At 64.7% G+C, this 24,665-nt stretch carries 21 protein-coding genes; 12 read left to right on the plus strand and 9 right to left on the minus strand.

From position 1 onward, the window contains the following. Positions 1 to 2 precede the first annotated feature (2 nt). The 3 genes from AC1VVK_RS20575 to AC1VVK_RS20585 are packed head-to-tail and all read right to left on the minus strand — an operon-like array spanning position 3 to position 2,745. Complete coding sequence (locus AC1VVK_RS20575) at positions 3 to 833, minus strand: ABC transporter permease (RefSeq protein WP_482906606.1); 831 nt, start codon at positions 831 to 833, stop codon at positions 3 to 5. Further along, complete coding sequence (locus AC1VVK_RS20580) at positions 830 to 1,819, minus strand: ABC transporter substrate-binding protein (RefSeq protein ID WP_482906607.1); 990 nt, start codon at positions 1,817 to 1,819, stop codon at positions 830 to 832. The genes AC1VVK_RS20575 and AC1VVK_RS20580 overlap by 4 nt, the downstream gene beginning before the upstream one ends. A gap of 50 nt (positions 1,820 to 1,869) precedes the next feature. Continuing rightward, complete coding sequence (locus tag AC1VVK_RS20585; RefSeq protein WP_482906608.1) at positions 1,870 to 2,745, minus strand: TauD/TfdA dioxygenase family protein; 876 nt, start codon at positions 2,743 to 2,745, stop codon at positions 1,870 to 1,872. Between the two features lie 407 nt (positions 2,746 to 3,152). On the opposite strand from AC1VVK_RS20585, the gene AC1VVK_RS20590 reads away from it, so the two are divergent. The 3 genes from AC1VVK_RS20590 (at position 3,153) to AC1VVK_RS20600 (ending at position 5,245) form a co-directional block, all read left to right on the plus strand. Next, positions 3,153 to 4,526: an FAD/NAD(P)-binding protein gene (locus tag AC1VVK_RS20590; RefSeq protein WP_482906609.1), complete on the plus strand. Its 1,374-nt coding sequence runs from the start codon at positions 3,153 to 3,155 to the stop codon at positions 4,524 to 4,526. Between the two features lie 121 nt (positions 4,527 to 4,647). Beyond that, positions 4,648 to 4,830, plus strand: coding sequence for a type II toxin-antitoxin system HicA family toxin (locus AC1VVK_RS20595; protein WP_482906610.1), 183 nt, complete (start codon positions 4,648 to 4,650; stop codon positions 4,828 to 4,830). Positions 4,831 to 4,852: 22 nt separating this feature from the next. Beyond that, positions 4,853 to 5,245, plus strand: a complete 393-nt coding sequence (locus AC1VVK_RS20600; protein ID WP_482906611.1) for a type II toxin-antitoxin system HicB family antitoxin — start codon at positions 4,853 to 4,855, stop codon at positions 5,243 to 5,245. A 121-nt stretch (positions 5,246 to 5,366) separates the two neighbouring features. On the opposite strand, the gene AC1VVK_RS20605 is transcribed toward AC1VVK_RS20600, so the two are convergent. The 4 genes from AC1VVK_RS20605 to AC1VVK_RS20620 all read right to left on the minus strand — a co-directional run bounded on the left by AC1VVK_RS20605 (position 5,367) and on the right by AC1VVK_RS20620 (position 11,450). After that, positions 5,367 to 7,667, minus strand: a complete 2,301-nt coding sequence (locus AC1VVK_RS20605; RefSeq protein ID WP_132385922.1) for a TonB-dependent receptor — start codon at positions 7,665 to 7,667, stop codon at positions 5,367 to 5,369. Positions 7,668 to 7,762: 95 nt separating this feature from the next. Further along, positions 7,763 to 8,983, minus strand: a complete 1,221-nt coding sequence (locus AC1VVK_RS20610) for an MFS transporter (RefSeq protein ID WP_482906612.1) — start codon at positions 8,981 to 8,983, stop codon at positions 7,763 to 7,765. Between the two features lie 494 nt (positions 8,984 to 9,477). Then, positions 9,478 to 10,539 carry an LLM class flavin-dependent oxidoreductase gene (locus AC1VVK_RS20615; RefSeq protein ID WP_482906750.1) on the minus strand — a complete coding sequence of 354 codons (1,062 nt, stop codon included), beginning with the start codon at positions 10,537 to 10,539 and terminating at the stop codon, positions 9,478 to 9,480. Positions 10,540 to 10,541: 2 nt separating this feature from the next. Further along, the gene (locus AC1VVK_RS20620; RefSeq protein WP_132385926.1) at positions 10,542 to 11,450 is read right to left on the minus strand and encodes an aldo/keto reductase; all 909 of its coding nucleotides are present in this window, start codon (positions 11,448 to 11,450) and stop codon (positions 10,542 to 10,544) included. Between the two features lie 31 nt (positions 11,451 to 11,481). Between AC1VVK_RS20620 and AC1VVK_RS20625 the strand changes: the two genes are divergently transcribed. Beyond that, complete coding sequence (locus tag AC1VVK_RS20625; protein ID WP_482906613.1) at positions 11,482 to 12,573, plus strand: Gfo/Idh/MocA family protein; 1,092 nt, start codon at positions 11,482 to 11,484, stop codon at positions 12,571 to 12,573. Between the two features lie 69 nt (positions 12,574 to 12,642). Here AC1VVK_RS20625 and AC1VVK_RS20630 read toward each other — a convergent pair whose 3' ends face one another. Together AC1VVK_RS20630 and AC1VVK_RS20635 are read right to left on the minus strand one after the other, a co-directional pair. Then, entirely contained in the window at positions 12,643 to 13,494 is an 852-nt protein-coding gene (locus AC1VVK_RS20630) for a fumarylacetoacetate hydrolase family protein (protein WP_482906614.1), read from the minus strand. 97 nt (positions 13,495 to 13,591) lie between these two features. Beyond that, positions 13,592 to 14,794: an amidohydrolase family protein gene (locus AC1VVK_RS20635; protein WP_482906615.1), complete on the minus strand. Its 1,203-nt coding sequence runs from the start codon at positions 14,792 to 14,794 to the stop codon at positions 13,592 to 13,594. Between the two features lie 139 nt (positions 14,795 to 14,933). Between AC1VVK_RS20635 and AC1VVK_RS20640 the strand changes: the two genes are divergently transcribed. The 8 genes from AC1VVK_RS20640 to AC1VVK_RS20675 all read left to right on the plus strand — a co-directional run bounded on the left by AC1VVK_RS20640 (position 14,934) and on the right by AC1VVK_RS20675 (position 24,662). Beyond that, positions 14,934 to 15,815, plus strand: coding sequence for a LysR family transcriptional regulator (locus tag AC1VVK_RS20640; RefSeq protein WP_482906616.1), 882 nt, complete (start codon positions 14,934 to 14,936; stop codon positions 15,813 to 15,815). 235 nt (positions 15,816 to 16,050) lie between these two features. After that, positions 16,051 to 17,169, plus strand: a complete 1,119-nt coding sequence (locus AC1VVK_RS20645; RefSeq protein ID WP_482906617.1) for an amidohydrolase family protein — start codon at positions 16,051 to 16,053, stop codon at positions 17,167 to 17,169. Positions 17,170 to 17,183: 14 nt separating this feature from the next. Next, entirely contained in the window at positions 17,184 to 18,872 is a 1,689-nt protein-coding gene (locus tag AC1VVK_RS20650; protein WP_482906618.1) for a class I adenylate-forming enzyme family protein, read from the plus strand. A 56-nt stretch (positions 18,873 to 18,928) separates the two neighbouring features. After that, entirely contained in the window at positions 18,929 to 21,292 is a 2,364-nt protein-coding gene (locus AC1VVK_RS20655; RefSeq protein WP_482906619.1) for a TonB-dependent receptor, read from the plus strand. Between the two features lie 61 nt (positions 21,293 to 21,353). After that, positions 21,354 to 22,625: an MFS transporter gene (locus AC1VVK_RS20660; protein WP_482906620.1), complete on the plus strand. Its 1,272-nt coding sequence runs from the start codon at positions 21,354 to 21,356 to the stop codon at positions 22,623 to 22,625. Continuing rightward, positions 22,625 to 23,803, plus strand: coding sequence for a thiolase C-terminal domain-containing protein (locus AC1VVK_RS20665; protein WP_482906621.1), 1,179 nt, complete (start codon positions 22,625 to 22,627; stop codon positions 23,801 to 23,803). The genes AC1VVK_RS20660 and AC1VVK_RS20665 overlap by 1 nt, the downstream gene beginning before the upstream one ends. Then, on the plus strand, positions 23,800 to 24,231 hold the full coding sequence (locus AC1VVK_RS20670) for a Zn-ribbon domain-containing OB-fold protein (protein WP_482906622.1): 432 nt from the start codon (positions 23,800 to 23,802) through the stop codon (positions 24,229 to 24,231). The genes AC1VVK_RS20665 and AC1VVK_RS20670 overlap by 4 nt, the downstream gene beginning before the upstream one ends. Next, positions 24,228 to 24,662, plus strand: a complete 435-nt coding sequence (locus AC1VVK_RS20675) for a Zn-ribbon domain-containing OB-fold protein (RefSeq protein WP_482906623.1) — start codon at positions 24,228 to 24,230, stop codon at positions 24,660 to 24,662. Before AC1VVK_RS20670 ends, AC1VVK_RS20675 begins: the two co-directional genes overlap by 4 nt. Positions 24,663 to 24,665: the final 3 nt, after the last annotated feature.

The following is a 24,665-nucleotide window of genomic DNA, read 5'->3' on the forward strand; positions in this document are numbered from 1 at the left end:
TCCTATCGCGCTGCCAGATTGGCGCGCCACGGCATGAGAAATCTTTCGAGCAGGCGAACGAAAAGGTCGGCGCCAAGGCCGAGCACGGCGTAGATGAAGATGCAGACGAGGATCACGTCGACCTGCTGGTAGACCTGTGCCGTGTTGAGCAGGTAGCCGAGCCCGGCCTGTGCATTGATCGTCTCGGCCGCGATCAGCATCAGCAGCGATACGCCGAGCGAAAAGCGCAGACCCGTGAGGATCGATGGCAGGGCCAGCGGCAATATCACCTCGCGGATCAGGCGCGGGCCCCTGAGGCCGAAAGTGCGGGAGGCCTCAACCACCTTGCGGTCGACATTGCGCACGCCCGAGTAGGTGTTGAGGTACATGGGGAACAGCGTCGCAAGGCCGATCAGCAGCAGCTTGGGCGTTTCGTCAACGCCGAACCAGACGATGAACAGCGGCACCAAAGCCAGCGGCGGAGCGGTGCGCATCATCTGCAAGGTTGCGTCGAACAGTTCCTCGCCAAGCCGCGTCAGCCCGGCGATGATGCCGAGCAGCAGCCCCAGCGATATGCCGAGCGCGGCGCCCGCCAGAGCGCGGGTGAGCGAGACGGTGATCTGGTGGGGCAGCGCCTGTTCGGTCCACAAATGCGCAAATGTTGTCGCGAGTGCGCTGGGGGAGGGCAGGGTCGTGGCACTCACCAGACCGGCGCTGGTCGTTCCTGCCCAGAGCGCGAGCACGAGCAGCGGCCCGATCGCCCGGCGGGCCAGCGAAAGGCGGTCCGGCTTGTCCTCTTTCGCGCGGATCGCCGGGCGAACGAGGGGGCCGGGATCGAAGAAGGGAGCATTCATCGTCCGTTCTCCACGGTACGGACCAACGCATCGAAGCGGTGGTCGAACAGTTTCGAGGCATCGACCCGCTGGCGGATCAGGCCGAACTTGTGGAACAGGTCGGCCTCCTGCTGGTGGCCGGCCACGATCGAGGCATCGATCGGGGTATAGCCCAGTGGCATCCGGCGCAGGATCTGCCCGGCCAGTGCGGGGGTGACGTTGTAGGCCTTGGCGGAGGCTGTCGCAGCCTTGTCGACATTCTCGCGCTGCCATTTCACCGAACGGGCGGCACGCTCGACGAAATCGGCGATGAGCGCGGCGCGCTTGGGATCGGCCAGCGCGGCCTCGGAAGCCACGAGATAGCCATATCCCGGTGTGACCGGCTGGCCGCCATAGGCCAGCACGCGCAGCTTGCCGGCCTCGATCCCTTGCGTGAGCATCGGTTCGGCGGCCGTGAAGGCATCGACGGTGCCGCTGTCCAGGATCGAAGTGCTGATGCCGGAGAGCTTGACCGAGGTGATGTCGTCAAAGTTCAGGTGCGCCTGATCGAGCAGGCGCGCGACCAGATATTGCGAGATCGTTCCGGGCGCATAACCGATCTTCTTGCCCTTGAGGTCGGCCACCGAATGGATCGGCGAATGGGCTGCCACCACCAGTGCGATGTTGGAAGTGCCCGGTTTCAGCCCTCTGCTGACCGCGACGACCCTAACCGGGCTCCCCGCTGCCTGCGCGAAGACCATCGGCGTTTCCGCCATCCAGCCAAGGTCCACCGATCCACCGGTCTCGGCGGCGACCACGGCTGGGCCGCCGAGGAAATTCGACCATTGGATCTGGTAGGACTTGGGCTGGCCCTCGCCCGCCGCGCCGATCGCCGATTGCAGCGTGTGGAGCTGGTCGGCGACGCGCAGGGTGGGCTGCTCGTCCTGCTTGGAAGAGGAGTGGCAGGCTGCCAGCAGGGCAACGGAACTCAAGGCAAGGAAACCGGAGAGGCGACGGGGATTGGTCACGGATGCGAACCCTTGCTCAGTTTTTTTGGAAGGGGCGGAGATCGGCGGGTTCAGCGGCGCGGCCGGTCGCCCTGGGCGACGATGCGGACGAGCTGACGCTGCGCCTGCCCGTAATCGGCCACGCCGTAGTGCTGGACGGAGCGGTTGTCCCAGATCGCCAGCGAGCCCGGCTGCCACTTGAACCGCACGATGTTTTCCGGCCGGTAGAACTGGTGCGTCAGGGTGCGGAGCAGTTCCTTGCTCTCGTCTTCCGGCAGGCCGACCACTTCCTTGGTGAAGCCCTCGTTGACGTAGAGCACCTTGCGGCCGTTGAAGGGGTGGGTGATGACCACGGGATGGGCCACGCCGCTATATTCGGCGAGGTAATCGGCCAGTTCCTTCTCATCGTCGATAAGCCGGTAGGCCTTGCCGTTCGGGCGGTGGATGGCATCGAGGCTATCGATCTTCTGCTTCACCTCTTCGGGGAGCGCTTCGTAGGCGGAGATGCCGCTGGAAAAGGCGGTGTCGCCGCCGAATTCCGGCGCGATCACGCTGCGCAGGATGGATACCTGATAGGGCGTTTCGAGGTACGTGGCGTCGGCGTGCCAGGGCGTGCCGTAATAGCCGTTGGAATAGGGGCCGGTGTTGAAGGGGACGATGTCCTCGTCCTTCACGCCCCGGCGTTTGGCGATGCTGTCGGCCACCGGCGGGCCGAAGATGCGGCCGATTTCGGCCTGTTTGGCATCATCGATTCCGGTGTCGCGAAAGAACAGGACCTGATGTTCCCACAAGAGACTGCGGAGCAGGTCGGCCAGTTCGTCGGTGACCGGGCCGGTAAGGTCGAGGCCCCGGATCTCTGCGCCAAGATTGGCCTCTACGCGGATGACTTCGAAATCGCCGACGGCATGGGTTTCGGCAGGGCGGGTAGCATGGGTGACGGCATTCATCGCACAATCTCCTCATCGGCTGCGGCGCGGGTGGCGTGCAGCATCGAAAATTACGGGATGGGAGTGCTGTCGTTGACGACCTGCACGGAAGGCTTCGCGGGCTTTGCGCGGAGGCCTGGGAAAGGCGGACTCGTGGTGCGCCTTACATTCTCAACCATAACGGTGGACAATGTTCTGTCAACGGGGATTCGCTTGCTCGTCAGGCTATCATTCGGGCGTCGTCGTAAGCCATGCACCGGTCGTCGCCCGCGGGCCCATGAAGCGTTGCTACAGGGCGTTATCAGGCGAGGAACTGGCATCTCGTGCCGCGTAATTTCCCGGTTTTGCGCCTTTCCCCATAATACCGGCATTATTCTCAACCAAAATGGTTGATAAATGGGCGGCTATGCGGATAGGCTGGAGGCGACATGAATCAGATGCTCCCCAAAGTCGAACCCAGCGACCTTCCCATAGCCGTAGTCGGCGCCGGGTTCAGTGGCACCCTGCTGACCATCAACCTGATCCGCCAGGGCGTGCGGGTGGTGCTGATCGAGCGCAACCAGACGCAGCTTGCCAAGGGACTCGCGTTCGGCACGCGGGGGCCGGAGCACCTGCTCAACGTGCGCGCCGCCAACATGAGCGCCTTTCCCGACGATCAGGCGAACTTCCTGCGCTGGATCGGCCAGACGGGGGAGGAACAGGCCAATCGCTTCGTGCCCCGCCTGACCTATGGCCTCTACTTACGCGAACTGCTGATCAAGGCGCTGTCCGATGCCGGGCCGAGGGCGCAGATCGTCAGCGCTGAAGCGCTGTCGGCGCGTTTCGGAGACGGACAGGTCACTGTGCAACTGGACGACGGCAGCGAGATCGAGGCCCGTTCGCTGGTTCTGGCGCTGGGCAACTTCCCGCCCGCGCCGCACTCGGCACTGGCGGCGCTGCCCGAGGATCGCTGCTTCGCCGATCCGTGGAATCCGGGGGCGGTCGCCGATGCCAAGGCGCTGGGCCATGTGCTGCTGATCGGCACGGGGCTGACGGCGGCGGACATGATCCTCTCGCTCGACAAGGCAGGGTTCAACGGGCGGATCACCGCGCTGTCGCGGCGCGGATTGAAGCCGCACGCCCACGCCGAGACGGGCCCGGCGGTCGAGAACGTCCCGGCGCCCGATGCGCGCGGTTCCGCACTGGTCCGCCAGATCCGGGAGCGTGCCAAGGCGATTGGCTGGCGCGCGGCGGTGGACGAGCAGCGGCCGCACACGCAGAACCTCTGGCGCCGTCATGATGCTGCCGCCCAGCGCCGCTTCTTGCGGCACTTGCGGCCCTATTGGGATGTCCACCGGCATCGCCTCGCGCCTGATGTGGCGAAGCGGCTGGCGGAACTGGAAGCGGAAGGACGGCTGGACTTCGTTGCCGGCAAGCTGGCCGGCTCGCAGGCGACGAATCGGGGCGTTGCGGTGGACTATCGTCCGCGCGGCGAGGACCGGCTGGAAAGGCTGGAAGTCTGCCGGGTGATCAATTGCACCGGGCCCGAGGGCGACCTGCTGCGCAGCGGGTTGCCGCTGGTGCAGGATTTGCTCGCACAGGGCCGGGTTCGGCCGGACGAGCACCGGCTGGGGCTGGATGTCGAACATCTCGGCCGCGTGCGCGATGCCGAGGGCAAGCCGCAGGATACGCTTTTCGCCGTCGGCCCGGTGACCAAGGGCGAGGCCTGGGAGATCGTGGCGGTGCCGGATATCCGGCGGCAGGTCTGGAACCTTGCGCGCTATTTGGCCGACGCCCATTGGGTGGGTGGCGAGGGCCTTTGAAGGGCTGATCGGCGTGGATTTTCACTTCGCTTGCCGCGTTTTGTGTCGCCCACCTCTAAATTGCGCAAATATGTGCGCAAAAAACTTGCTGAGCACACGGTAAGTGTGTATATATTTACGCATGGAGCGGGATAGCAAGAAGATCGTCAAGCGTCTCGAGGCGGAAGGGTGGGAACTCGTTTCGTGCAAGGGCTCGCATCACAAGTTCCGTAAGGGTGACCAAATGGTGATCGTTCCCCATCCCAAAAAAGACCTGCCGTTGGGCACGGCGCGCAGCATAGCCAAGATGGTGGGTTGGCTCTGAGGCGGCTCCGGGAGTAACAGTTATGAAGACCTTTTTTGCACTCGTCCACAAAGACGCTGACAGTGCCTTTGGCGTAACCTTTCCCGATCTTCCGGGTTGCTTTTCCGCAGCGGATCACATGGAAGACGTTTTGCCCAATGCCTGCGAAGCGCTCGAACTCTGGTTCGAAGATGCTGAAGAAGCGACTCCGCGCGATATGGCGACGATCGCTGCTGAAGTGAGCGATGATCTGGCCGCCGGTGCGTTTCTGCTCGCTGTTCCTCGTCTGACTGCTGCTGGCAAATCGGTGCGGGTGAACCTCTCCCTTGATCGCGGTATTCTCGACGCGATCGACGCAGCAGCGGCGGCTCGCAGATTGACCCGCAGTGCCTTCATCGTGGAAGCCGCCCGTAATGAAATTCAGGGTGCGCACTGAAACTGAAACGGTACATTGTCCTTCGGGGCGCAGGGAGATTGAGGCAGGCTCACCAAGATGCTTGAAGTCCAGATGACGAACTGCGGGGGATGGGCTTCCGCCCCCCCCGCAGCCCGCTCAATCAGAAGTCCTTGCGCAGCAGAATGCCCGCATAGCGCTTGTCGTCACGCGGCACGTAGCGGACGATCCCGGCCAGCGTGCCGTTGGCGAGGTAGTTCGAGTAGCTCTGGTTCGTGATGTTCTTCACGAAACCGCGCAGCTGCCAGTCGCCGGTCGTGCCGATCAGCGCGACGCTGGCATTCCACACATAGTAGCCCGGCTGCACCGTGCCCGGCGTTTCGGTCAACTGGTACTGCGTGCGGCTCTTCAGTGTGATGTCCGACTGCACTTCGAGGTCCAGCGCGTTCGACAGCGCGAAGCGATAGGCTGCGTTGCTGTAGAGCTTCCACTTCGGCGCGAACGGCAGGACCTGTCCGTCGATATCGCAGCTCGACGGCGCACCGGCCGGGCAGATGAAGTGGATCACCTTGGCGTCGGTATAGGCGACCGAGGTATCGAGCGAGAGGCCCGGGATCGGGTGCAGGCCGAAGTCGAACTCCACGCCCTTGGTCTGCACGGTGCCCGCGTTGATCAGGCGGGTGACTTGCGCACCGCCCACCACATCGTTGTAATTGGCCTGATAGTTGTGGAACTTGGTGGAATAGACCGCCAGCGCATAGGTGATCTGGCGATTGAGCGCCGATCCCTTGATTCCGCCTTCGAACGAGTCAGAGGTTTCCGGCTTCAGCGCGATTTCATCCAGCGGCGTGGTCGCGTTGAGCGAGCGCATGTTGAAATAGGCGTTGTAGGCCGGGCCTTTGTAGCCGCGCGAATAGGTGAAATAGGCCTGATTGTTGGTCAGGAAGTCCGCCTGGATGCCGCCGCGATAGGAATCGCCGCGTGTCGAGGTCGAATCCGCCGAGTTGTGATAGGCGCGGATGCCCGCGACATCGAGCGAGGGCGAGCCCGAATTGGTCGGGTCGTTGGTCGACGTGCGCACGTGGTAGTAGCTGAGATCGTCCCAAGTCGAACGATAGCCAGCGATGGCGCGCAGCCACGAGGTAAAGTTGATATTGGCCTCACCGAACACCGCGTAGTTATCGCCGGTGACGCCGTAATTCGCCACGCCCGTCACGGTGTTCTCGGCGCCGGAGATCAGGCGGGTGAGCGCGCGGGTGTAGACTTCATCGGTCTTGGTGTGGAGGTAGTAAGCGCCCACCACATAGTCGATGAACTTGCCCTTCGGCGACGTCAGGCGCAGTTCCTGAGAGAACTGGTGGTTGTCGACCGTGCCGAAGTCCTCACCCTCGGGGAACGTGGCGGAAAGCTGCGAGAGGGCGTCATAGTCCTGATGCTGCTCGTTCTTCCACTCACGATAGGCGGTGATCGAGGTGACGGTGTAGTCGCCGATGCCCCATTCGGCCGTCAGCGATCCGCCGTAGTTCCGGTCGCGCACATCGGTGTCGAAATTGGTGCTGACCTTGCGGTTCTCCGGGCCGGCGGTGATGCCCTGGCTGGCCAGGAACGCGGCGAGCGCCGGGGACTGCGTGACCGCGCCGGTGGGATAGGCGATCTGGCTGGTGCTGGCGTAGACGCCGCTCGGCGTGGTGTCGTGCGAGTGCAGGTAATCGCCCGCGAGCGTCAGCTTCAGCGTGTCGGTCGCCTGCGCCTGGATCTTGCCGCGCACGCCGTAACGCTCGTAGCCGTTGACCTCGTTGCCGGTGTAGACGTTGCGCACATTGCCGTCATAATTGGCATAGAGGCCGTCGATCCGGGCCGAAATGCCGGGCGCGATGCCGCCGGTGACGCCGGCCTTGATGCGATATTCCTCGTCGGTCGTCGCGGAGCCTTCGGCATAGGCGTGGAACTGCTGCGAGGGCGCGGCAGTGACGATGCTGATGACACCGGCCGAGGCGTTCTTGCCGAACAGCGTGCCCTGCGGGCCGCGCAGAACTTCGATGCGCTCCACTTCGCCCACGTCCAGCGTCGCCTGGCCCGGGCGGGTGAGCACGACGCCGTCTAGCACGGTGGAGACGGAGGATTCGACGCCCGGAGACGTGCTGATCGTGCCGACGCCGCGAATGAAGACGGTGCGGTCCTTGTTGGAGGCGCCGTTGCGGAAGTCGATCGAGGGAACGGTGTTGGAGAGGTCCTGCAGCGTGTGGATCGCGCGGTCGTTGAGCGACTGGCCGCTGACGGCGGTGATCGCGATCGGAACCTGCTGGAGCGATTCATCGCGATAACGCGCGGTAACGACGATCTCGCCCGGCTGCGGGGTGATGGCGCTTCGGTCGGCAGCCTCGTCGGCATAGGCCGCTGCCGGGAAGAGAACCGCGGATGCCAGCAGCAGAGTGCGGGCGGCGCGGAGCGGTGTCATGGTCATTCTTGTCTCCCTTGAACCGCGCGGACCATAGTCAACCAATTCAGTTGAGAAAGATAGTTTTCCTTTAGTCGCCCCATGCGGGAGACGAGGTGATCCTACGTATCCTCGGCAGGGATGATTCTGGGCATGGTGATCTGGATCCACCCCAGCGCCAGCAGGTACGATACCGAGGCGAAGCCGAAGAGCGGGCCGTAACCGAGCCCGGCGGCCAGCACGAGCCCGGCAATCTTGCTGATCGCGGTGCCGCCAAGGTTGCCGCAGAATGCCCCGAAGCCGGTTACGCGGCCGACTTTGTGACGCGGGGTGACGTCGGCGATGAGGCCGAACAGGTTGGTCGAAAAACCCTGATGCCCGGCCAACGTCAGCGCCATCAGGCCGACTGCCATCCAGTATTCCTGCGCATGGAGTGCCAGCGGCACCGGCACCACGCAAAGCGCGGAGATCAGCATCAGCGTCTTGCGCGTGCGGTTGGCGCTCCAGCCTTTCGACAGCAGCCGATTGGCGGCATAGCCCGACAGCAGCGAACCCGCCGCCGATCCGCAATAGGCCAGCGCCAGCGGCGGGCCGAGTTCGGTGCCGGAAAGGCCGAACTGCCGGTGGAAGTAGTCCGGCATCCAGAACAGCATCAGCCACCAGGTCGCGTCCGACAGGACCTTGGCGAGGGCGATGGTCCAGGTGCGGCCTTCCTTGAGGAACAGCTTGTCGCCGGAGAGGACGTTGCCGGGGGCGGCGGGCTGGCTGTCGCCGAAATCCACGCCGCGCGAGGCGGTGAGCCATGCCAGCACCCACGCAAGGCCGATCAGGCCTGCGATCACGAACGCTGCGCGCCAGCCCCAGAACGCTGCGACCACCGGGATCGCCAGCGGCGCAAGGATCGCGCCGATGCTGTTCATCATGTTGGTAAGGCCAAAGCCCAGCGAGCGCAGATTGGGCGGGAAGATCGTCGCGATGGTCTTCACGCCGGCCGGAGTGCCCATCGATTCTGTGGCGCCAAGGCCGATGCGGCAGAGCACGAACTGGCTGAAGCTGCTGGCCCAGCCATGGGTCATCGCTGCCAGCGACCAGGCGGCGACGCCTGCCGCATTGGCCCATTTCGCGCCCAGCCGGTCAACGATCCAGCCTGCCGCAAGGAAGCCGAATGCCGCGCCTGCCTGAAACCATGCCGCCAGTGTGCCGTAATCGTTGTCCGTCCAGCCAAGGTCGGCAGCGATCGTGGGCTTGAGCACCGAGATGATCTGGCGGTCGACGAGATTGAGCACGCCGGCCGTCAGGGCGAGCGTGAAGAGCAGCCAGCGGCGGCGCGGAGAGAGAGTCATGCGCGGCGCGCCTTGCGGCGGTTCATCGGGGCTCGGGGGGAAATCGACATCGCGGACCTTCTGTTCTGAGCCTGTGGTCTAGCGGTGGGGCCAGACGTGCGCGAACAAGAAATTCTAGTCTCCGGGATGCGATTGGGGGCGGCGGAATGGCGTTGAGATCCGCCCAAATACTCTCCGTCGTCTCCGCGGAGGCGGGGACCCCGCTTGTTCTTGGCGAGCGTGGAGGAAAGGCAGCGGGGCCCCCGCCTTCGCGGGGGCGACGGCATTGTTGAGGCCACGATGGCGCAAGGAATTCGTACGCGTTTACTCGCGCCGGTCCACATCCGGGACGCCCCAAAATCCTCCCCTGCAAGGGGAGGGGGACCGCCCGAAGGGTGGTGGAGGGGTGTCGGGCTCTCGGCGTGGCGCCACGCCCGAGCCCGTTTCACCCCTCCGTCAGCGGCTTTGCCGCTGCCACCTCCCCTTGCAGTGGAGGAACCGGGAAACGCCTGAAATCAGAGCGACAATGGGCCGTGATCGATCCTAGGCAGCACATGCCGGGCGAATAGATCCGCCTCCGCCGCATGCGGATAACCGGAGAGAATGAAGGCATCGATCCCGGCTTCGCGATAGGCCTGAAGCTTCGCCAGTACCTGATCCGGATCGCCAACGATGGCGGCGCCGCAGCCCGAGCGGGCACGGCCGATGCCGGTCCACAGATTGTCCTCGGCGTAGCCGTCATCGCTCGCGGTTTCGCGCAAAGCCGCCTGCGCCTGCACGCCGACCGACTGGGAGTCGAGCGAACGCGCGCGGATCGCCGCACCCTCGGCCGCGTCGAGGCGCGAGAGCAGGCGGTTGGCGGCAAGGCGTGCGTCCGCTTCGGTTTCGCGCACGATGACGTGGACGCGGTAGCCGAAGCGCAAGCTGCGGCCATATTTCGCCGCGCGGGCGCGCATGTCGGCGATGGTTTCCTTCACCGCCTCCATGCGATCCGGCCACATGAGGTAGACGTCGCAGCCCTTGGCGGCGACTTCGCGGGCGGGCTCCGACAGGCCGCCGAAGTAAAGCGGCGGACACTTCGAACCCGGCGCGATCATGCGCGGCGCGTCGAGCTTCAGGTTCCAGAACCGGCCCTGATGATCGAGCGGCTGGCCCGAGAGCAGGGTGCGCAGGATCTCGATGGCCTCGGTGGTGCGCTCATAGCGTGCGCCGCCGTCGAGCGTTTCGCCCGGCATTTCGCTGGAAATGATGTTGATGTTCAGCCTGCCGCCTAAGATCTGGTCAATCGTGGCGATCTGGCGGGCAAGCTGGGCAGGCCACATCTCGCCGATGCGCACGGCCATCAGCAGCTTGATGCGGCGGACTTGCGTGGCGATGGCTGCGGCAAAGGCAGTGGTGTCGATGCCGAGCGCATAGCCGGAAGGCAGCAGCACGTTGTCGAAACCGCCCTCCTCGGCGGCGGTCACGATATTGCGGCAGTGCTCCCAGCTGGAGCGCAGCATCGGGTCCGGCTGGCCGAGGAACTCGTAGTCGTCGTCGCAGAGCGCCGAGAACCAGCTGATCTCGCAGGGGGGCAACGTCACGGCAGGCGTGCTCCCATCGAGGCTTCCAGCACCGCATACCATTCGGGCGCGGTCCATTCGACCTTGAGCGCATCGCGCGAGGCGAGGATGCGTTCCGGGTTCTGCGAGCCAACGATGGGGATCGCGCGCGAGGGATGCGCCATGACCCACGAGAGCGCGGCAGCGGCGGCATCGGTGCCAAAGCGTTCGCCCTGCGCGGCCAGCAGTTTCGCGACCGGCTCTTCCGAACCCGAAGCAAGGCGGCCGCCACCGAGCGGCGACCATGCCAGTACTGCCACATCGCGGGCCATCGCCTGATCGAGCGTGCCGTCATAGAGCGGCGCATAACGCGCGGCCGAGAATTCCGGCTGGGTGGAGACGATGGGGAAGGGCAGGAAGGCTTGCAGCGCCTCGAACTCGGCGGGGCTGTAGTTGGACACGCCGATGGACTTGACCTTACCGCTCTCGACCATGGCGGAGAGGGCTGCGGCCACGTCACGCGGGTGGGCCAGGAAATCGCGGCGGTGGATCTGGTAGAGTTCGACCGACGGCAGGCCGAGGCGTTCCAGTGAGGCTTCGAGCGCCTTGTTCAGATATTCCGGGCTCGAATCGTAAGGCACGCCCAGCACGATGCCGCCCTTGGTGGCGATCACCATACGCGCGCGCAGGTCGGGCCGGGCGGCGAGCGCCTTGCCGAGCAGCAGCTCCGCACCGCCGAAGCCGAGCGCGGCGTCGCAGCCGTAGATATCTGCGGTGTCGAACAGTGTGATGCCCGCTTCGAGAGCGGCTTCGATACGCGCGACAATGGCGCCGATATCGTCATTGCCGTCGGCTCGGGCGAGCCGCCACATGCCCCAGGCAATCGGAAAAACGGAAATTCCACTCTTGCCGAGCGGGACGGATTGGGTCGATAGGGGGAGGGTCATATTCTCAACCGATATAATAGAGATTGCCGAAATGAAAGACGCTTTGCGGTACGGGATCGTCGGTACCGGCATGATGGGTGTGGAACACATCCACAACCTTAAAATCCTTGAAGGCGCCCAAGTTGTTGCAATTGCGGATCCTGAGCCGACCTCGCTGGGCTTGGCCAAGGACGCGCTGGGAGTCGAGGCCGAGGGCGTGGCCGAATATGCCGACAGCGCCAGCATGATTGCCAACGCGGGCCTCGATGCGGTCGTCGTGGTTTCGCCGAATTTCACGCACCGGGCGGTGCTGGAACCGCTGCTGGACAGCGACGTGGCGATCCTCTGCGAAAAGCCGCTCTGCACGACGATGGACGATGCCCGCTGGGTGGTCGAACGCGCCGAGGCCCGCAAGGCGGTGTTCTGGACCGGCATGGAATACCGCTTCATGCCGCCCGCCAAGGCTTTCATCGATGAAATCCACGGCGGCAGGGTTGGCCGCTTGCAGATGCTCTCGATCCGCGAGCATCGCTTCCCGTTCCTCGTCAAGGTGCGCGACTGGAACCGTTTCTCGGCCAATACCGGCGGTACCATGGTGGAAAAGTGCTGTCACTTCTTCGACCTGATGCGGCTCATCACCCGTTCGGAGCCGGTGCGCGTCTACTGCTCGGGCGCAATGGATGTGAACCACATTGATGAGCGTTATGACGGCCGCCAGCCCGACATCATCGACAACAGCTTCACCACTGTCGATTTTGCAGACGGCACCCGTGCGCTGCTCGATCTGTGCATGTTTGCCGAGGGCGCCGAGCATCAGGAAGAGATGAGCGCGACCGGCGACAAGGGCCGTCTCGACGTGCTGATCCCGCCCGGTGATCTCGTCTGGTCGCCGCGCGTGCCTTGGCCTGGACCCAAGGCGGTCGAGCGCTGGCATGTCGCGGTGGACGAGGCGGCGATGGATGCCGGCTCGCACCACGGCGCGACGTTCTACCAGCACGAGGCTTTCGCCCGCGCGGTTCGCGGCGAGGGCGAGGTTCAGGTCACCGCGCGCGACGGCTTGCTGGCCGTTGCCATCGGCGCGGCGGCGGAACTGAGCGCGCGGGAGAAGCGCGTGGTCGAGATGGCGGAACTGCTCGGCGCCTGACGCGCCCTTTTTCACGAGGCGGGAAGCTATCCTTGTCGAGGGTATGCTTCCCGCTTCCTGAGGCGGCGCCTATTGCCCGGCGCGCGCATGGGGAGAGAGCACGATCGGCACCGACATCCGGCCGATCCCGCCGATTTCGATGGTCATCGTTTCTCCCGGCCGGATCGGGCCGACATCGGCGGCGCCCGAAAGCACGATGTCGCCCGGATAGAGCGTCATCGCGGTAGAGGCGAATGCGATCATTTCCGCAGGTGCTCCGGTAAGGTCCGCAAAACTACGCTCTCCGCGCAAGTCGTCGTCCACCCAGAACTTGTAGGACAGCGCCGAGGGATCGGGGATCTCGTCCTTCGTGACCAGCCATGGGCCCAGCGTGCCGTAAGTGTCGAACGATTTGCAGAAGGCCCAGTCCTCGCGCTCGGGCTTGAGCGTGGTGTCGAAGGCGCAGGCATAGCCGGCAACATAATCGAGCGCTTCGGCTTGCGAGACGTTCGTGCACTTGCTCCCGATGACGATGGCGAGTTCGGGCTCGTGCAGGGTGGTGCGGTCCGGCCAGCGGATTTCCACGGGGGTACCGGCGCCGACAATTGCCGTTGCCGACTTGCCCATGAAACCGATCATGCCGAATGGGGCGCCGTGGTGTTTCCAGTTGCCTGCGCCGCACACTACCTTGGAAGGGTTGGCCACCGGCGAGAGCAGGCGCACCGCATCCAGCGCGATGGGCGGCATGGTCTGCGCAAGATCCGCCATGACCGGAAGCAGATGCGGCAACTGGCCGATCAATTGGTCCCCCGGCGGGAATGGCCATCGCAAGGCAGGCAATGCGTCCGTGCTGGCCGTGACATCGTGAACGAAGCTGCCTTCGACAATCCCGAGGCGCTGGATTTCCGGGCTATCGGCCAATGTGAAGCGACAGATTTTCAAGGCTTTCTCTCCCCGGGCCCCGGCGCCCCGATCTTATTGGAATATAAGTAGCAGGCAGCGAGGAACGTGCCCTTGCTGCCTGCGCTGACCTCCCCGGTCAGACTTCGATCTTGTAGAGCTTCGATGCGTTGAGGCTGAGGACTTTCGACTTCTCCTCAAACGTGAAGCCGTCCAGCCGGTTTTCCAGGTGATCGATGGGATAGAGGCTGGTGGGGTGCGGGAAGTCAGTTTCGAACAGGACGTTGTCCATGCCCACCTTACGCGCGGTTTCGGCGGCGCTGCGGCCTTCCTCGAACCAGAAGCAGGCGTAGAAGTTGCTCTTGAAGTATTCCGAGGGCTTCTTGTCGAAGCTCTTGGTCTCGGCGATTTCCTGCAACTGGTAGTCCAGCGCTTCCATCAGGAACGGCACCCAGCCGATCCCGCTCTCCACCGAGACGAACTTCAGCTTCCTGAACCGGTCGAGCAGCCCCGAATAGATCAGGTTCGACACCACCTTGCCGTTGTTGAAGAACAGCATCGCGCCGCTGATGCCGGAGCGCAAGTCGCGCGGCAGCGAGGGCCAGCCCTGCTGCCCCATCCAGTCAATCGCAGTTTCCGAGGCGCCGATGTGGAAGTTGATCGGCAGGTCCTTGTCCTCGCACACTTCCCAGAGCGGATACCAGTGTTCATGGCCGAGATCGGGGAGCGGCTTGCCGTCCGCATCCGTGCTGGTGTGCGGGTCCGAATTGATGTTGATCCCGCGCAGGCCCATCGCGATGCAGCGCTCGGTCTCGCGCACGGCCTGCTTCACGTCCCACCAGGGCAACAGCGCCATCGGGAACAGGCGCTGCCCGCTTTCCTCCTGCAATTCCGCCACCGCGTCGTTGTAGATCCTGACGCATTCGAGCCGCAGTTCCGGATCGACCTTGGCCGCCGCCTGCCCGCCGAAGCCGAGGATATTGGGATAGACGATCTGCGCGTAGATGCCCGCCTCGTCCATCACCGCCAGACGCTCCTTCACGGAGGAGGATCCGGTGTGCACGTCCTCGAACTGCAATTTCAGGAACGTGTCGAGGTCGCGGACCTTGCCGCCCTGCTTGAGGATCGCGCTGTTGGGATGCGCGCCGGTGCCGATGGACTTGTCCCCGTCGATCACCCAGCTGCGCGTGCCGTTCAGCATCTTCACTTGCGGCACCCTGTCGCGCATGGCCGCCGACGCACGCTTTACCCACATGTCGTGCGGTTCGGTGAGATGGGTGTCGGCATCGATGACCTTGATCGACGAACCGGTCTGCGAGCGCTCCAGCGTGGCGGTGTTCATGGCATCCTCTCTGTTTTGATGCGGCGATGATACGACCGGGAGCACCGCGAAATACCCGCAAAGTCCTGAGGGGGCTTTTCGGTTTTTCCGATGACTCCTACGATGTGCCAAAACAGGCCGGGATGAGGCGCTTGCCATCATGAAGATCTCCATTCGCCAGCTTCAGGTATTCGACGCGGTGGCCACGTTGGGCAGCGTGACGGCCGCCGCCGCGAAGCTCAATGTCAGTCAGAGCGCGGCCAGCACCGCGATCAGCGATCTTCAGATCGTGCTGGGCCGCCAGTTGTTCGCCCATGCCAAGGGGCGCCCGCTTCAGATCACCGACGAAGGCCGCCGCCTGCATCCGATGGTGCGGTCGGTACTGGGCGAACTGGAAGATATCGAGCGCGACGGGCAGGGGGAACTGAGCGGCCAGCTCGTGATCGGTGCGACCGCCACGATCGCGGAAACCGAACTGCCGCGCCTTTGTGTGGAGTTCATGCGCCGTCATCCCAAAGTCCAGATCCGGGTGGAATCGGAATCGACGCTGACTCTGTTCGAACGCCTCGGCCGGTTCGAGATCGAGACCGCGCTGATCGAGAATTTCCCCAATGTGCCGGGTATCGAGCTGACGCGGTGGAAGACGGACGAGCTGGTGCTGGTGGTCAGTGCCGATCACCCGCTCGCCCGGCGCGGGCCATTGCAGATCGCCGACCTGAGGGACGCGCACTGGTGCTTGCGCGAGGCGAACTCGTCGGAAACCGCGCGCCTGCGCTACTACATGCACGAGGAGATTGGCCAGTTGCCGGTCGCGTTCGAATCCACCAGCAACTGGGCCGTGCGCCATGCCGTCATTGCCGGGGGCGGAATCGGCTGCCTGTCACGCGCGCTGGTCCAGTTCGATCTCGACAACGGGCGGTTGGTGCAGCTCGATGTCGCGGGGTTTTCCTATACCCGTGCGTTCAGTCTGGCGCGGCCTTCCTCGATCCGCCGCAGCCGTCTGGTCGCGGCGTTCGACCACTTCCTGTTCGAGCACGAATGAACCCATCGGAAAATTCGATGGGAGATATATGGCAATAGCGAATGTTCCGTGCGCTTCTCCTGACATAGGCTGAGCCCGTTACAACAAGAGGCAGCGCAGAGCCGCGCCGCGTACGGGAAGGGTGCTTGGGATCAGTTCTGCCGGCAACGGATCGTCGTTGCCGGAGGGCGCCTTGCATTCGCTTCAAATCCGGCGCCGCGCGGCTGCTCCTGCCCCTGCCCCCGGAGGAGCAGCCATGACTTTCGTCTTCAGCGCGGACGGGCATATCGTCGAACCCAACGACCTGTTCAGCGAGGGCCTGCCCCCTTCGCTTCGCAAGTTCGGCCTGCATGCTGAAAAGGACGGGGATTTCATCCTGTCGAAGGCGGGAGACAAAGTGCTCCAGCGCGTGCCCATCGAACGCGGGCCGCCGCGCATCGGCCCCGATGGCGAGCCGTTCGGCCGCCCCGACCGGCGCGGAAACCGGGAGATCGAATATCGCCTGAAAGACATGGCGCTGGACGGCGTCGATGCCGAGATCGTGTTTCCCAGCCTGGGGCTGACCGCCTACATGATCGAGAATGCCGAGGCCGAACTGGCCACGGCGCAAGTCTACAACGATTGGCTGCACGGCCTGCTGAAGGACCACACCCGTTATTTCGTGCGATGCGGGATCCTGCCGGTGCGCGATTTCGCGCAGACGGTTGCGGAGATGGAGCGGCTGGCGGCGCTCGGCTTCACATCGGCGATGCTGCCGAGCCTGATCGAGCGCGATTCCGGCCTGCCCGCCTATACCAGCGATACGTGGGACCCGGTGTTCGACGCGGCCCAGCGGCTGGGCATCGTTTTCGCACTGCACACTGGCACCGGGCGCAACGATGTCCGCAGCTTTCGGGGCGCGGGCGGCGCCGTGATGAACTACATGGTGCAGGCGACCGACGGGATGATCACTATCGGCGCGATGGTCGCCGGCGGCCTGCTCGATCGGTTTCCGGGCGCCCGGGTCTGCGTGATCGAGGGCGGCGCCAGCTGGCTGGCCGCGCTCGCCGAACGGATGGACGAAGTTTATGAGGCGCATGAGACGTTCGTACGCCCGAAGCTATCGCTGCTGCCGCACGAAATCATCGCGCGGCAGGTGGCCTGCTCGTTTCAGACTGACCGGGCCTGCATCATGTCCCGCTCGGTCACGGGGACATCGGCGCTGCTCTGGGGCGCGGACTATCCGCATCACGAAGGCACGTTCCCGCGTTCACGCGAGGTCATCGCGCATCTGTTTGACGGTATCGACATTTCCGAACGGGAGAAGGCGGATATCGTCGGCGGCAACGCTGCGCGCCTGTTCCGTCTGAACCATCCCGAATTCGCGGTGGCCTGATGCCGGAAGAGACCATGACCGAGGCCCGGCCGATCGCCTGGATTCCCGCCAGCGACGCTGACCGCGCGGCGCTAGAGGCAGCCCGTTCCCGCACGCTGTGGCAGGCGCTGGTCGATGCCGCCGCGCTCGATCCGGAGCGCGATGCCATTGTCGGCGCCGACGATGAAGGCGTCGTCCGGCGACTGACGTATGCCCAGTTGCTCGACCGCGTGCGCCACATGTCGGCAGGCCTCGCCAGCATAGGCGTGGCGCGCGGGGACCGCGTGGTGCTGTGGATGACCAATCGCCTCGAATGGGTCGTCTCGTGCTTCGCGGCGGTCCGGCTCGGCGCGGCGGTGGTGCCGATCAACACGTTCCTCAAGCCGCCCGAAGTGAAGTACTGCATCGCCCAGTCCGGCGCGCGGCACCTCATCATGCTCGACCGCTTCCGCAAGCTCGACATGCCGGACATGCTGGCGCAGATCTGCCCGGAGTTTGGTGAGACGACGGCGCCGGGTGCCTTGTGCTCGCGGGATTTGCCCGATCTGCGCAATGTGGTGGTCTACAGCCGCTCCGGATCTTCGCATCGGGGCGCCTACGACTGGTCTGCGCTTCAGGATGCGGCCCCCGAAACGCGCGAGAAATGGCTGGCGATCGCCGACCGCATGGCGCTCGCGGCCACGCCCGAAGACCTCATCATGGTCAAGTACACCTCGGGCAGCACCGGCTTTCCGAAGGGCGTGATGCTCCAGCAGGGCGGCTTCGTGGCGAACGGTATCCTGCATGCGCAGCGCACGGGTATGGGGCAGGGCGACACCTATTTCTCGATGATGCCGCTGTTCCACGCGGGGGGCAGCATCTACGGGCTGATGAGCATGCTGCCGCAGGGCGGTACACTGGTGTTCACCGAGGCTTTCGATGTCGATCTGGCGATCCGCCTGATCCAGCAGGAGCGCGCCACCGTGTTCATCGGCGTGCTGGGCAAGGAAGCCGTGATGGAGGCGCATGCGCGCGGCATCGTGCTGGACAGCCTGCGGCTGGCCCACGTGCACAACGAGGCGGCGCGCACGGTGCTTCCAAACGTCGAATTCGCGTTCTCCCCCTTCGGCCTGACCGAGACTTACGGTCCCTGCGCCATCACCGGACCGGCCGATCCGCGGGACAAGCACGCCAGCGGCGGTCGGCCGCTGCCAGGCAACGAGGTGCGCGTGATCGACCCGCGAACCGGGCTCGACGTCGCGCCCGGTCAGATCGGCGAGGCATGGGTGCGGGGCAACACCATGATCGGCTACTGGAACAAGCCCGAGGAGACGGCACGGGCACTGGATGCCGAGGGCTGGGTGCGCAGCGAGGACCTCGTCTCGGTCGATGAAGAGGGCTTCGTCACCTATCGCGGCCGGATCAAGCTGATGGCCAAAGTCGGCGGCGAAAACGTCAGTCTTGAAGAAGTCGAGCGGACCGTTTGCGAGCACGAGGCCGTCGAACACTGCGCCGCCGTGGGCGTCGAGGACGCGCGCAAGGTGGAAGCCGTGCGGATCTACATCGTCTGCCGGACGGACCGCCCGCTCAGCGGGGAGGACCTGCTGTCATGGCTGAAACCCCGGCTCGCGCACTTCAAGCTGCCGCGTGATGTGGTCTTCGTGGGCGACTTGCCGAGACTGGGCAGCGGAAAGCTCGATCGTATCGCTCTGGCAGCCTGGGCGCAGGAGAAAACACCGGCATAACACCCTGATTTTACGCCATTCCAATTCACAAAAACAACATGCCTGGGGAGGACATAATGAGGGGAATTGGTACGCTGCTGCTCGCGGGAGTCAGCTTTATGGGTCTTGTCGATCCCGCTCTCGCGCAGGAAACGGCAGAGAATTCGTCGTCGCAGTCCGCCATCGGCGTGGGCGAGATCATCGTCACGGCCCGCCGCCGCGAGGAGACGTTGCAGGACGTTCCGCTCACCGTTCAGGCCGTGACAGGGGCGGAAATCAGCAAGCTGAATGTCCGCGAGTTCAAGGAAATCCAGAGCCTCGTCCCGGGCCTGACGCTCGCGCAGGACCCGAACGGCATTGCCACGCGGGCAACGCTGCGCGGCATTGCCTACGACGTGAACGCCAGCGGCAACAATGGTACCATCGAATTCTATCTCAACGATGCCCCCACTTCGGCGCCGATCCTGTTCCAGTCGATGTTCGACATCGGCCAGATCGAAGTCCTGCGCGGGCCGCAGGGGACCTTGCGCGGGCGGGCGTCCCCCTCGGGATCGATCACCGTCACCACGCGCCGCCCTGATCTGATCGAGGTGGGTGGCAGCATCTCGGGCACGGTGAACACCTGGGGCGACGTGAACGGGCAGGCCGCGCTCAATATTCCGCTCATCAACGACAGGCTGGGTATCCGCCTTGCCGGCATCCTTGACGAAGGGGATGACAACCGCATCTCCAGCATCAACAATTCCACCGATCCATCGCGCCGCACCGAAGGCGGGCGCGTGTCGTTGCGGGCCGTGCCGTTCGATGCCCTGACGCTTGACGGGTCCTACACAACGACCTTGCGCAAGGCCGTGACGTTCGTGCAGGCGGAATCGCTCGACTACGCGGACCCGACGGCGGCGCCGTCCCCGATCCCCATCGCGCCCGGGGATCGTCTTTCGGTGATGTACGCGCCTTATACCTACCGGCAGGCCTTCACGGTCTACAACTGGTCCGCGCACTTGCAAGTGTGGGGACAGTCGGTGAACTATGTCGGTTCGCACAACCGGCAGGAGATCCACTCCAGCCAGACCAACGACCTTGGCGCGGCGCTGCCCGCAACGGTGCCGCAAGCGTTCCTCGACGCGGCGCAAGTGGCCGATATCACCGCGACGCAGACCAACCACGAATTGCGCCTCTCGTCCGACACCCGCATCGCCGGGATCTTCGATTACGTGGTCGGCGCTTTGTGGAACAAGAACGACAATCCCACGCTGCTGGACATCCAGACGCCGGTGTTCGCGGGGAGCACCGCCAGGCCGCTGCTGCTCAATCACACGTCGGTGCTGCGCACGGGGGGATCGTTCGAGCGGTCGTTCTTCGGCAACCTCACCGCGCATATCGGCGCGTCCACCGAACTGTCCGGCGGCATTCGGCGGATCCGCTATCATTCGACCGGCGGCCTCAGCACCAATGGCGTCGATATCCCCGCTGCCGACGAGGACCGGGTGCTCCACGCGACCATCTATTCCGCCTCGCTCAAGCACAACTTCACGCGAAACCTGATGGCCTATGCCAGCTTCGGCACCTCATGGCGGCCGGGTTCGGCCACCAACCCGGTGCAACTGCGCAACCAGTCCCAGCCCTATGGCCTGCTTGCCAGCCTCTATTACCCGGACCCCGAGAAATCGAAGTCCTACGAACTGGGCATCAAGTCTCTCTGGCTCGACGGCAAGCTGCGGGTGAACCTGACCGGCTATCACCAGACGTTCGACAACTTCGCTTACGCGGCACCGAACATCTTCTACATCTCCGACGTCGGCGGCACGACGGGCGTGCGGTCGATCACTACGCTCACGGTAGGCGTTCCCGCCAAGGTGGACGGCATTGAACTGGAAGTGGGCGGAACGCCGATGCGGGGCTGGGATATCGGGGCGAATCTGAGCTATGCCAACGGCCGGATCACCAACGCCACGATCCCGTGCAATCCCTACGCCGGTATTCCCACGGCGGCCGATATTCTGGCTGCCACGGGCGGCCAGCAAGTGGCCGTCTGCCAGGTCGACAAGTTGCGCTCGGGCACGAACTCGCCGTTCGTCGCCACGCTTCAGTCGAGTTACGAAACCGGGCTGAGCAGCTCCATCGACGGGTATCTGCGCGGTCTGGTCACCTTCTACGGCAAGTCGAAGAACGATCCCACCAACCCGATCGACGACATCTCCGCCTATGGGCTCATCAATCTCTTCGCCGGCATCCGTGCGGAGGACGATAGCTGGGACATCGGGATCTATGCCAAGAACATGCTTGATACCGACCGCGTCCTGTCCCGCACGGCGACGGCGCCCGTCAGCGGCGCTTCGGTGGTGGGCGGAGTGGCGCCGGCAAGCGCCTATCGGAACATCAGCATGACCGCAGAGCGCGAAGTGGGCATTACCGCTCGCTTTGCGATCGGAAGTCGTTGAGTTCTTGTCATCTTGTCGGCTGCGGCGGCCGACAGGGGATATCGGCCGAAGGATGCACGCGATGACCTACCTCGGTGAACTCAGGACCAATGCCCGCACGCTGTTCGCGGCAAGCCTCGGCACCGGGGCCGGGTTGATGCTGATGAGCTATACGACCACGATTTTCGGGCCCTATCTCGTCAAGGAATTCGCCTGGTCGCGCTCGCAATTTGCGCTGATCGGCCTGTCGATGCTGACGACGCTGATCGCCCTGCCGTTCGTGGGGCGCTTCGCGGACCGTTTCGGCGTTCGGCGCGTGGCATTGGTGGGCGCGTTCGGCATTCCGGCCTGCCTTGTCGCCTACAGCCTGATGAACGGGGTGTTTCTGGTCTATTTCGCGATTTCCTGCTCGATCCTGATGCTGGGCAGCTTCACCAGTCCGGTGGTCTACACGCGGCTGATCGCGGCCAATTTCACGCGGGCGCGGGGGCTTGCCCTGACGATCGTGACGATTGCCCCGGCTATCCTGGGCGCCATCGCCGCGCCTGTGCTGACGACGGCAATCGACGCGTGGGGCTGGCGTGTGGGGTATCGTCTGCTAGCGGCCGGCGTATTCGCGTGCAGCCTTCTCGCCATCGCACTGATCCCGGCGGAGCAGGGGGCGGGAATGACCCCGACTTCCGTGCATGTCCAGACGCCGGCGCCGCGTGGCGACTATCGGTTGATCCTGTCGAGCAGCACGTTCTGGGTGATCTTCGCCGCCATGTTCCTCTGCACATTGCAGACCCCGCTTCATTCCTCGCAGATGGGGATGATGTTGCATGACAATCACCTCGGCAGCGGGTCGGTCGCGGCGATGATCTCGGTCTACGGGCTGGGGACCGTGGTCGGACGGATCGCCTGCGGGCTGGCGCTGGACCGGTTTCCGGCGCCTTACGTGGCGGCCGTCTCGATGATCGTGCCGTCGATCGGTTACGCACTGCTGGCCAGCCCGCTTGACCAGACCGTAGTGATCGGGATGTCCATGGCCATGATCGGCATCGCCGTCGGCGCGGAGGGAGATTTGCAGTCGTTTCTGGTGGCGCGCCATTTCGGCCTGCGCATCTTCAGCTCGACGCTCAGCTGCGTCTATGTCGGCGTTTTCGCCGCCTCGGCGCTAGGCGCGCTGGCGCTCAGCATTTCGCTGCGGCTGAGCAATACCTTCGCTCCGTTTCTGGGGCTGATGGCGGTGGCGGTCTTCGCGGGCAGCCTGCTGTTCCTCCTGCTGCCGAACAAGGGCCCGGCCTTGCGCATTGGCGATGAGGGCGATGTGCCGGGCGGATTGCCCGCCAAACTCGCCGCGGAGGCCGGGTGATGGCGCGCAAACCCACAGCGGGCCCCACGGCGGCAATCGTCGGCAGCGGAGCGACGCCCTATTACTTTCACGGCGAAAGCGCGCCGCAGACGCTGATCGAACTGATCGACAAGGCCGTCCTCGCCGCGCTGGCCGATGCCGGGCTCGGGATCGATGACGTGGACGGCCTAGCCTTCTTCGCCTTCGGCTTCGACACCGGCATGATTATCGAGCAGCTCGGGCTCAGGAACGTCACGTTCGCGCACTGCGTCTCGGCGTTCGGCGGCGGTATGGCGGGCATGCTCGATCTGGCCGAGATGGCGGTCGAGACCGGCCGCGCCCGGACGGTGGTGTGCATCGGCGCGACCCAACAGATCGGGCGCCGCGTCGGGCAGGCACTGGGCAACTTCGCGGCCAGCCCGGACAACGTGTTCCATCGGCTTGCCGGGCTTCAGGGGCCGGGGCAGGCGCTGGCGCTTCAGGCACGGCGCCATTGCCACGAATTCGGCACCCGGCGCGAGGCTTTTGCCGAAGTGGTCATGGCATCGCGTGCCGCCGCCGCCACGCGCGAGACCGCGTTTCGTCGCAAACCTGTCACGCTCGATGAATACATGGCCGCGCCGATGCTGGCCGATCCGATGTGCAAGTTCGATTTCTGCCTCGAAACCGACGGCGCGCTGGCCTTCGTGGTGACAAGCGCCGAACGCGCGCGGGACCTGCCGCACAAGCCCGTCTACATTGCCGGCGCCGCGCAGCACGGCAGCCGTGACTGGGGCCGCGCGTTCTTCTGGCTTGGCCAGACCGCCGAAGCGTTCGTCTCGGCTGGCGGCATGGATGTCTCGCGGCGGCTTTACGAACGTACCGGCATGGGCGCGGACGATATCGATGTGGCCTGCCTTTACGATCACTTCTCGCCCCTGGTCGTCATGCAACTGGAAGACTTCGGCTTTTGCGCGCGCGGCGAAGGCGGCCCGTTCGTGGAGAGCGGGGCCATCCGGCTTGGCGGCAGGATCCCGGTCAATCCGCATGGCGGGCATTTGTCCGAGGCCTATGTCGTGGGGATGACTCACATTCGCGAGGCCGTGGAGCAATTGCGCGGGGTTGCCGTCAATCAGGTCTCCGAAGCCCGAACGGCGCTGGTAACCGGCGGTCCCGCGCCCACTCCGATGACCGCCGCTATTCTGACGAACGCCCTATGACCCGCAGCATCACCCCGGATTTCTCCACTTTCGAAGTGCCCATGGACGCATGGAGCGAGCCGTTCTGGCAGGCCGGTGCGCGCGGCGAGACGCATATGCCGCGATGTCTTGCCTGCGGCACGTTCCGCTGGCCGGCGGGGCCGTTCTGTCCCGAGTGTCACACCCAGCCGGTCGAGTGGGTCGCGGCTGGGCAGGCAAGGCTCTATTCGTTCACGATCCTGCCCGTTCGCGGCGCCGAGCCCGACGCGCCGCCTGCATGGCGCATTCCCGCGCTGGTGGAATTCGATGCGGCGCCGGGCGTTCGCCTGGTGTCGGTGCTGGTCGATGCCGATCCGGCGCACGTGGCGATCGGAGACCGCGTCGAGGTGGTCTGGCAGCCGGCCGCCAATGCCAGCGTGCCGCTATTCCGCCGGGAGGGCGCAGAATGAGCGAACCGGACGATGCAGAGGTCTTTGCCCGTTATCCCGACGTCCACATCGATCGGGACAATATCGCCCATTACCGGGGGCTGATGTGCGGACGGCTGCTCATCAACCGGTGCTCGGACTGCGGCCACTGGATCTATCCGCACCGCCCGCTGTGCCCGGCCTGCCTTTCGTGGAACGTGGTGCCGACCGAAGTCAGCGGCCGGGGCAGCCTCTATATGTGGACGCTGATCTACCAATCGCGTGATCCCGACACACCGCTCTACGAGCCGATCCTGACGGTGGCGGTGGAACTGGCCGAGCAGCCGGGGCTCCGCTATCTGTCGCGTGTGGTGGGATGCCCGCCGGACGCGCTGCGCCACGACATGCCGCTGCGCCTGAAGTGGATCGAGGAAGCCGGTCGAAACTGGCCCGCTTTCGAACCGGCCGGCTGAGGG

It is taken from the genome of Novosphingobium sp. BL-S-32, assembly GCF_056857055.1.

Coding starts and splice junctions, on each gene's coding strand:
- AC1VVK_RS20610 (WP_482906612.1), bottom strand. CDS start 8,983: ATGACTCTCTCTCCGCGCCGCCGCTGGCTGCTCTTCACGCTCGCCCTG.
- AC1VVK_RS20590 (WP_482906609.1), top strand. CDS start 3,153: ATGAATCAGATGCTCCCCAAAGTCGAACCCAGCGACCTTCCCATAGCC.
- AC1VVK_RS20665 (WP_482906621.1), top strand. CDS start 22,625: ATGGCGCGCAAACCCACAGCGGGCCCCACGGCGGCAATCGTCGGCAGC.
- AC1VVK_RS20635 (WP_482906615.1), bottom strand. CDS start 14,794: ATGAACACCGCCACGCTGGAGCGCTCGCAGACCGGTTCGTCGATCAAG.
- AC1VVK_RS20595 (WP_482906610.1), top strand. CDS start 4,648: ATGGAGCGGGATAGCAAGAAGATCGTCAAGCGTCTCGAGGCGGAAGGG.
- AC1VVK_RS20600 (WP_482906611.1), top strand. CDS start 4,853: ATGAAGACCTTTTTTGCACTCGTCCACAAAGACGCTGACAGTGCCTTT.
- AC1VVK_RS20670 (WP_482906622.1), top strand. CDS start 23,800: ATGACCCGCAGCATCACCCCGGATTTCTCCACTTTCGAAGTGCCCATG.
- AC1VVK_RS20585 (WP_482906608.1), bottom strand. CDS start 2,745: ATGAATGCCGTCACCCATGCTACCCGCCCTGCCGAAACCCATGCCGTC.
- AC1VVK_RS20575 (WP_482906606.1), bottom strand. CDS start 833: ATGAATGCTCCCTTCTTCGATCCCGGCCCCCTCGTTCGCCCGGCGATC.
- AC1VVK_RS20640 (WP_482906616.1), top strand. CDS start 14,934: ATGAAGATCTCCATTCGCCAGCTTCAGGTATTCGACGCGGTGGCCACG.
- AC1VVK_RS20625 (WP_482906613.1), top strand. CDS start 11,482: ATGAAAGACGCTTTGCGGTACGGGATCGTCGGTACCGGCATGATGGGT.
- AC1VVK_RS20675 (WP_482906623.1), top strand. CDS start 24,228: ATGAGCGAACCGGACGATGCAGAGGTCTTTGCCCGTTATCCCGACGTC.
- AC1VVK_RS20660 (WP_482906620.1), top strand. CDS start 21,354: ATGACCTACCTCGGTGAACTCAGGACCAATGCCCGCACGCTGTTCGCG.
- AC1VVK_RS20605 (WP_132385922.1), bottom strand. CDS start 7,667: ATGACCATGACACCGCTCCGCGCCGCCCGCACTCTGCTGCTGGCATCC.
- AC1VVK_RS20655 (WP_482906619.1), top strand. CDS start 18,929: ATGAGGGGAATTGGTACGCTGCTGCTCGCGGGAGTCAGCTTTATGGGT.
- AC1VVK_RS20650 (WP_482906618.1), top strand. CDS start 17,184: ATGACCGAGGCCCGGCCGATCGCCTGGATTCCCGCCAGCGACGCTGAC.
- AC1VVK_RS20620 (WP_132385926.1), bottom strand. CDS start 11,450: ATGACCCTCCCCCTATCGACCCAATCCGTCCCGCTCGGCAAGAGTGGA.
- AC1VVK_RS20645 (WP_482906617.1), top strand. CDS start 16,051: ATGACTTTCGTCTTCAGCGCGGACGGGCATATCGTCGAACCCAACGAC.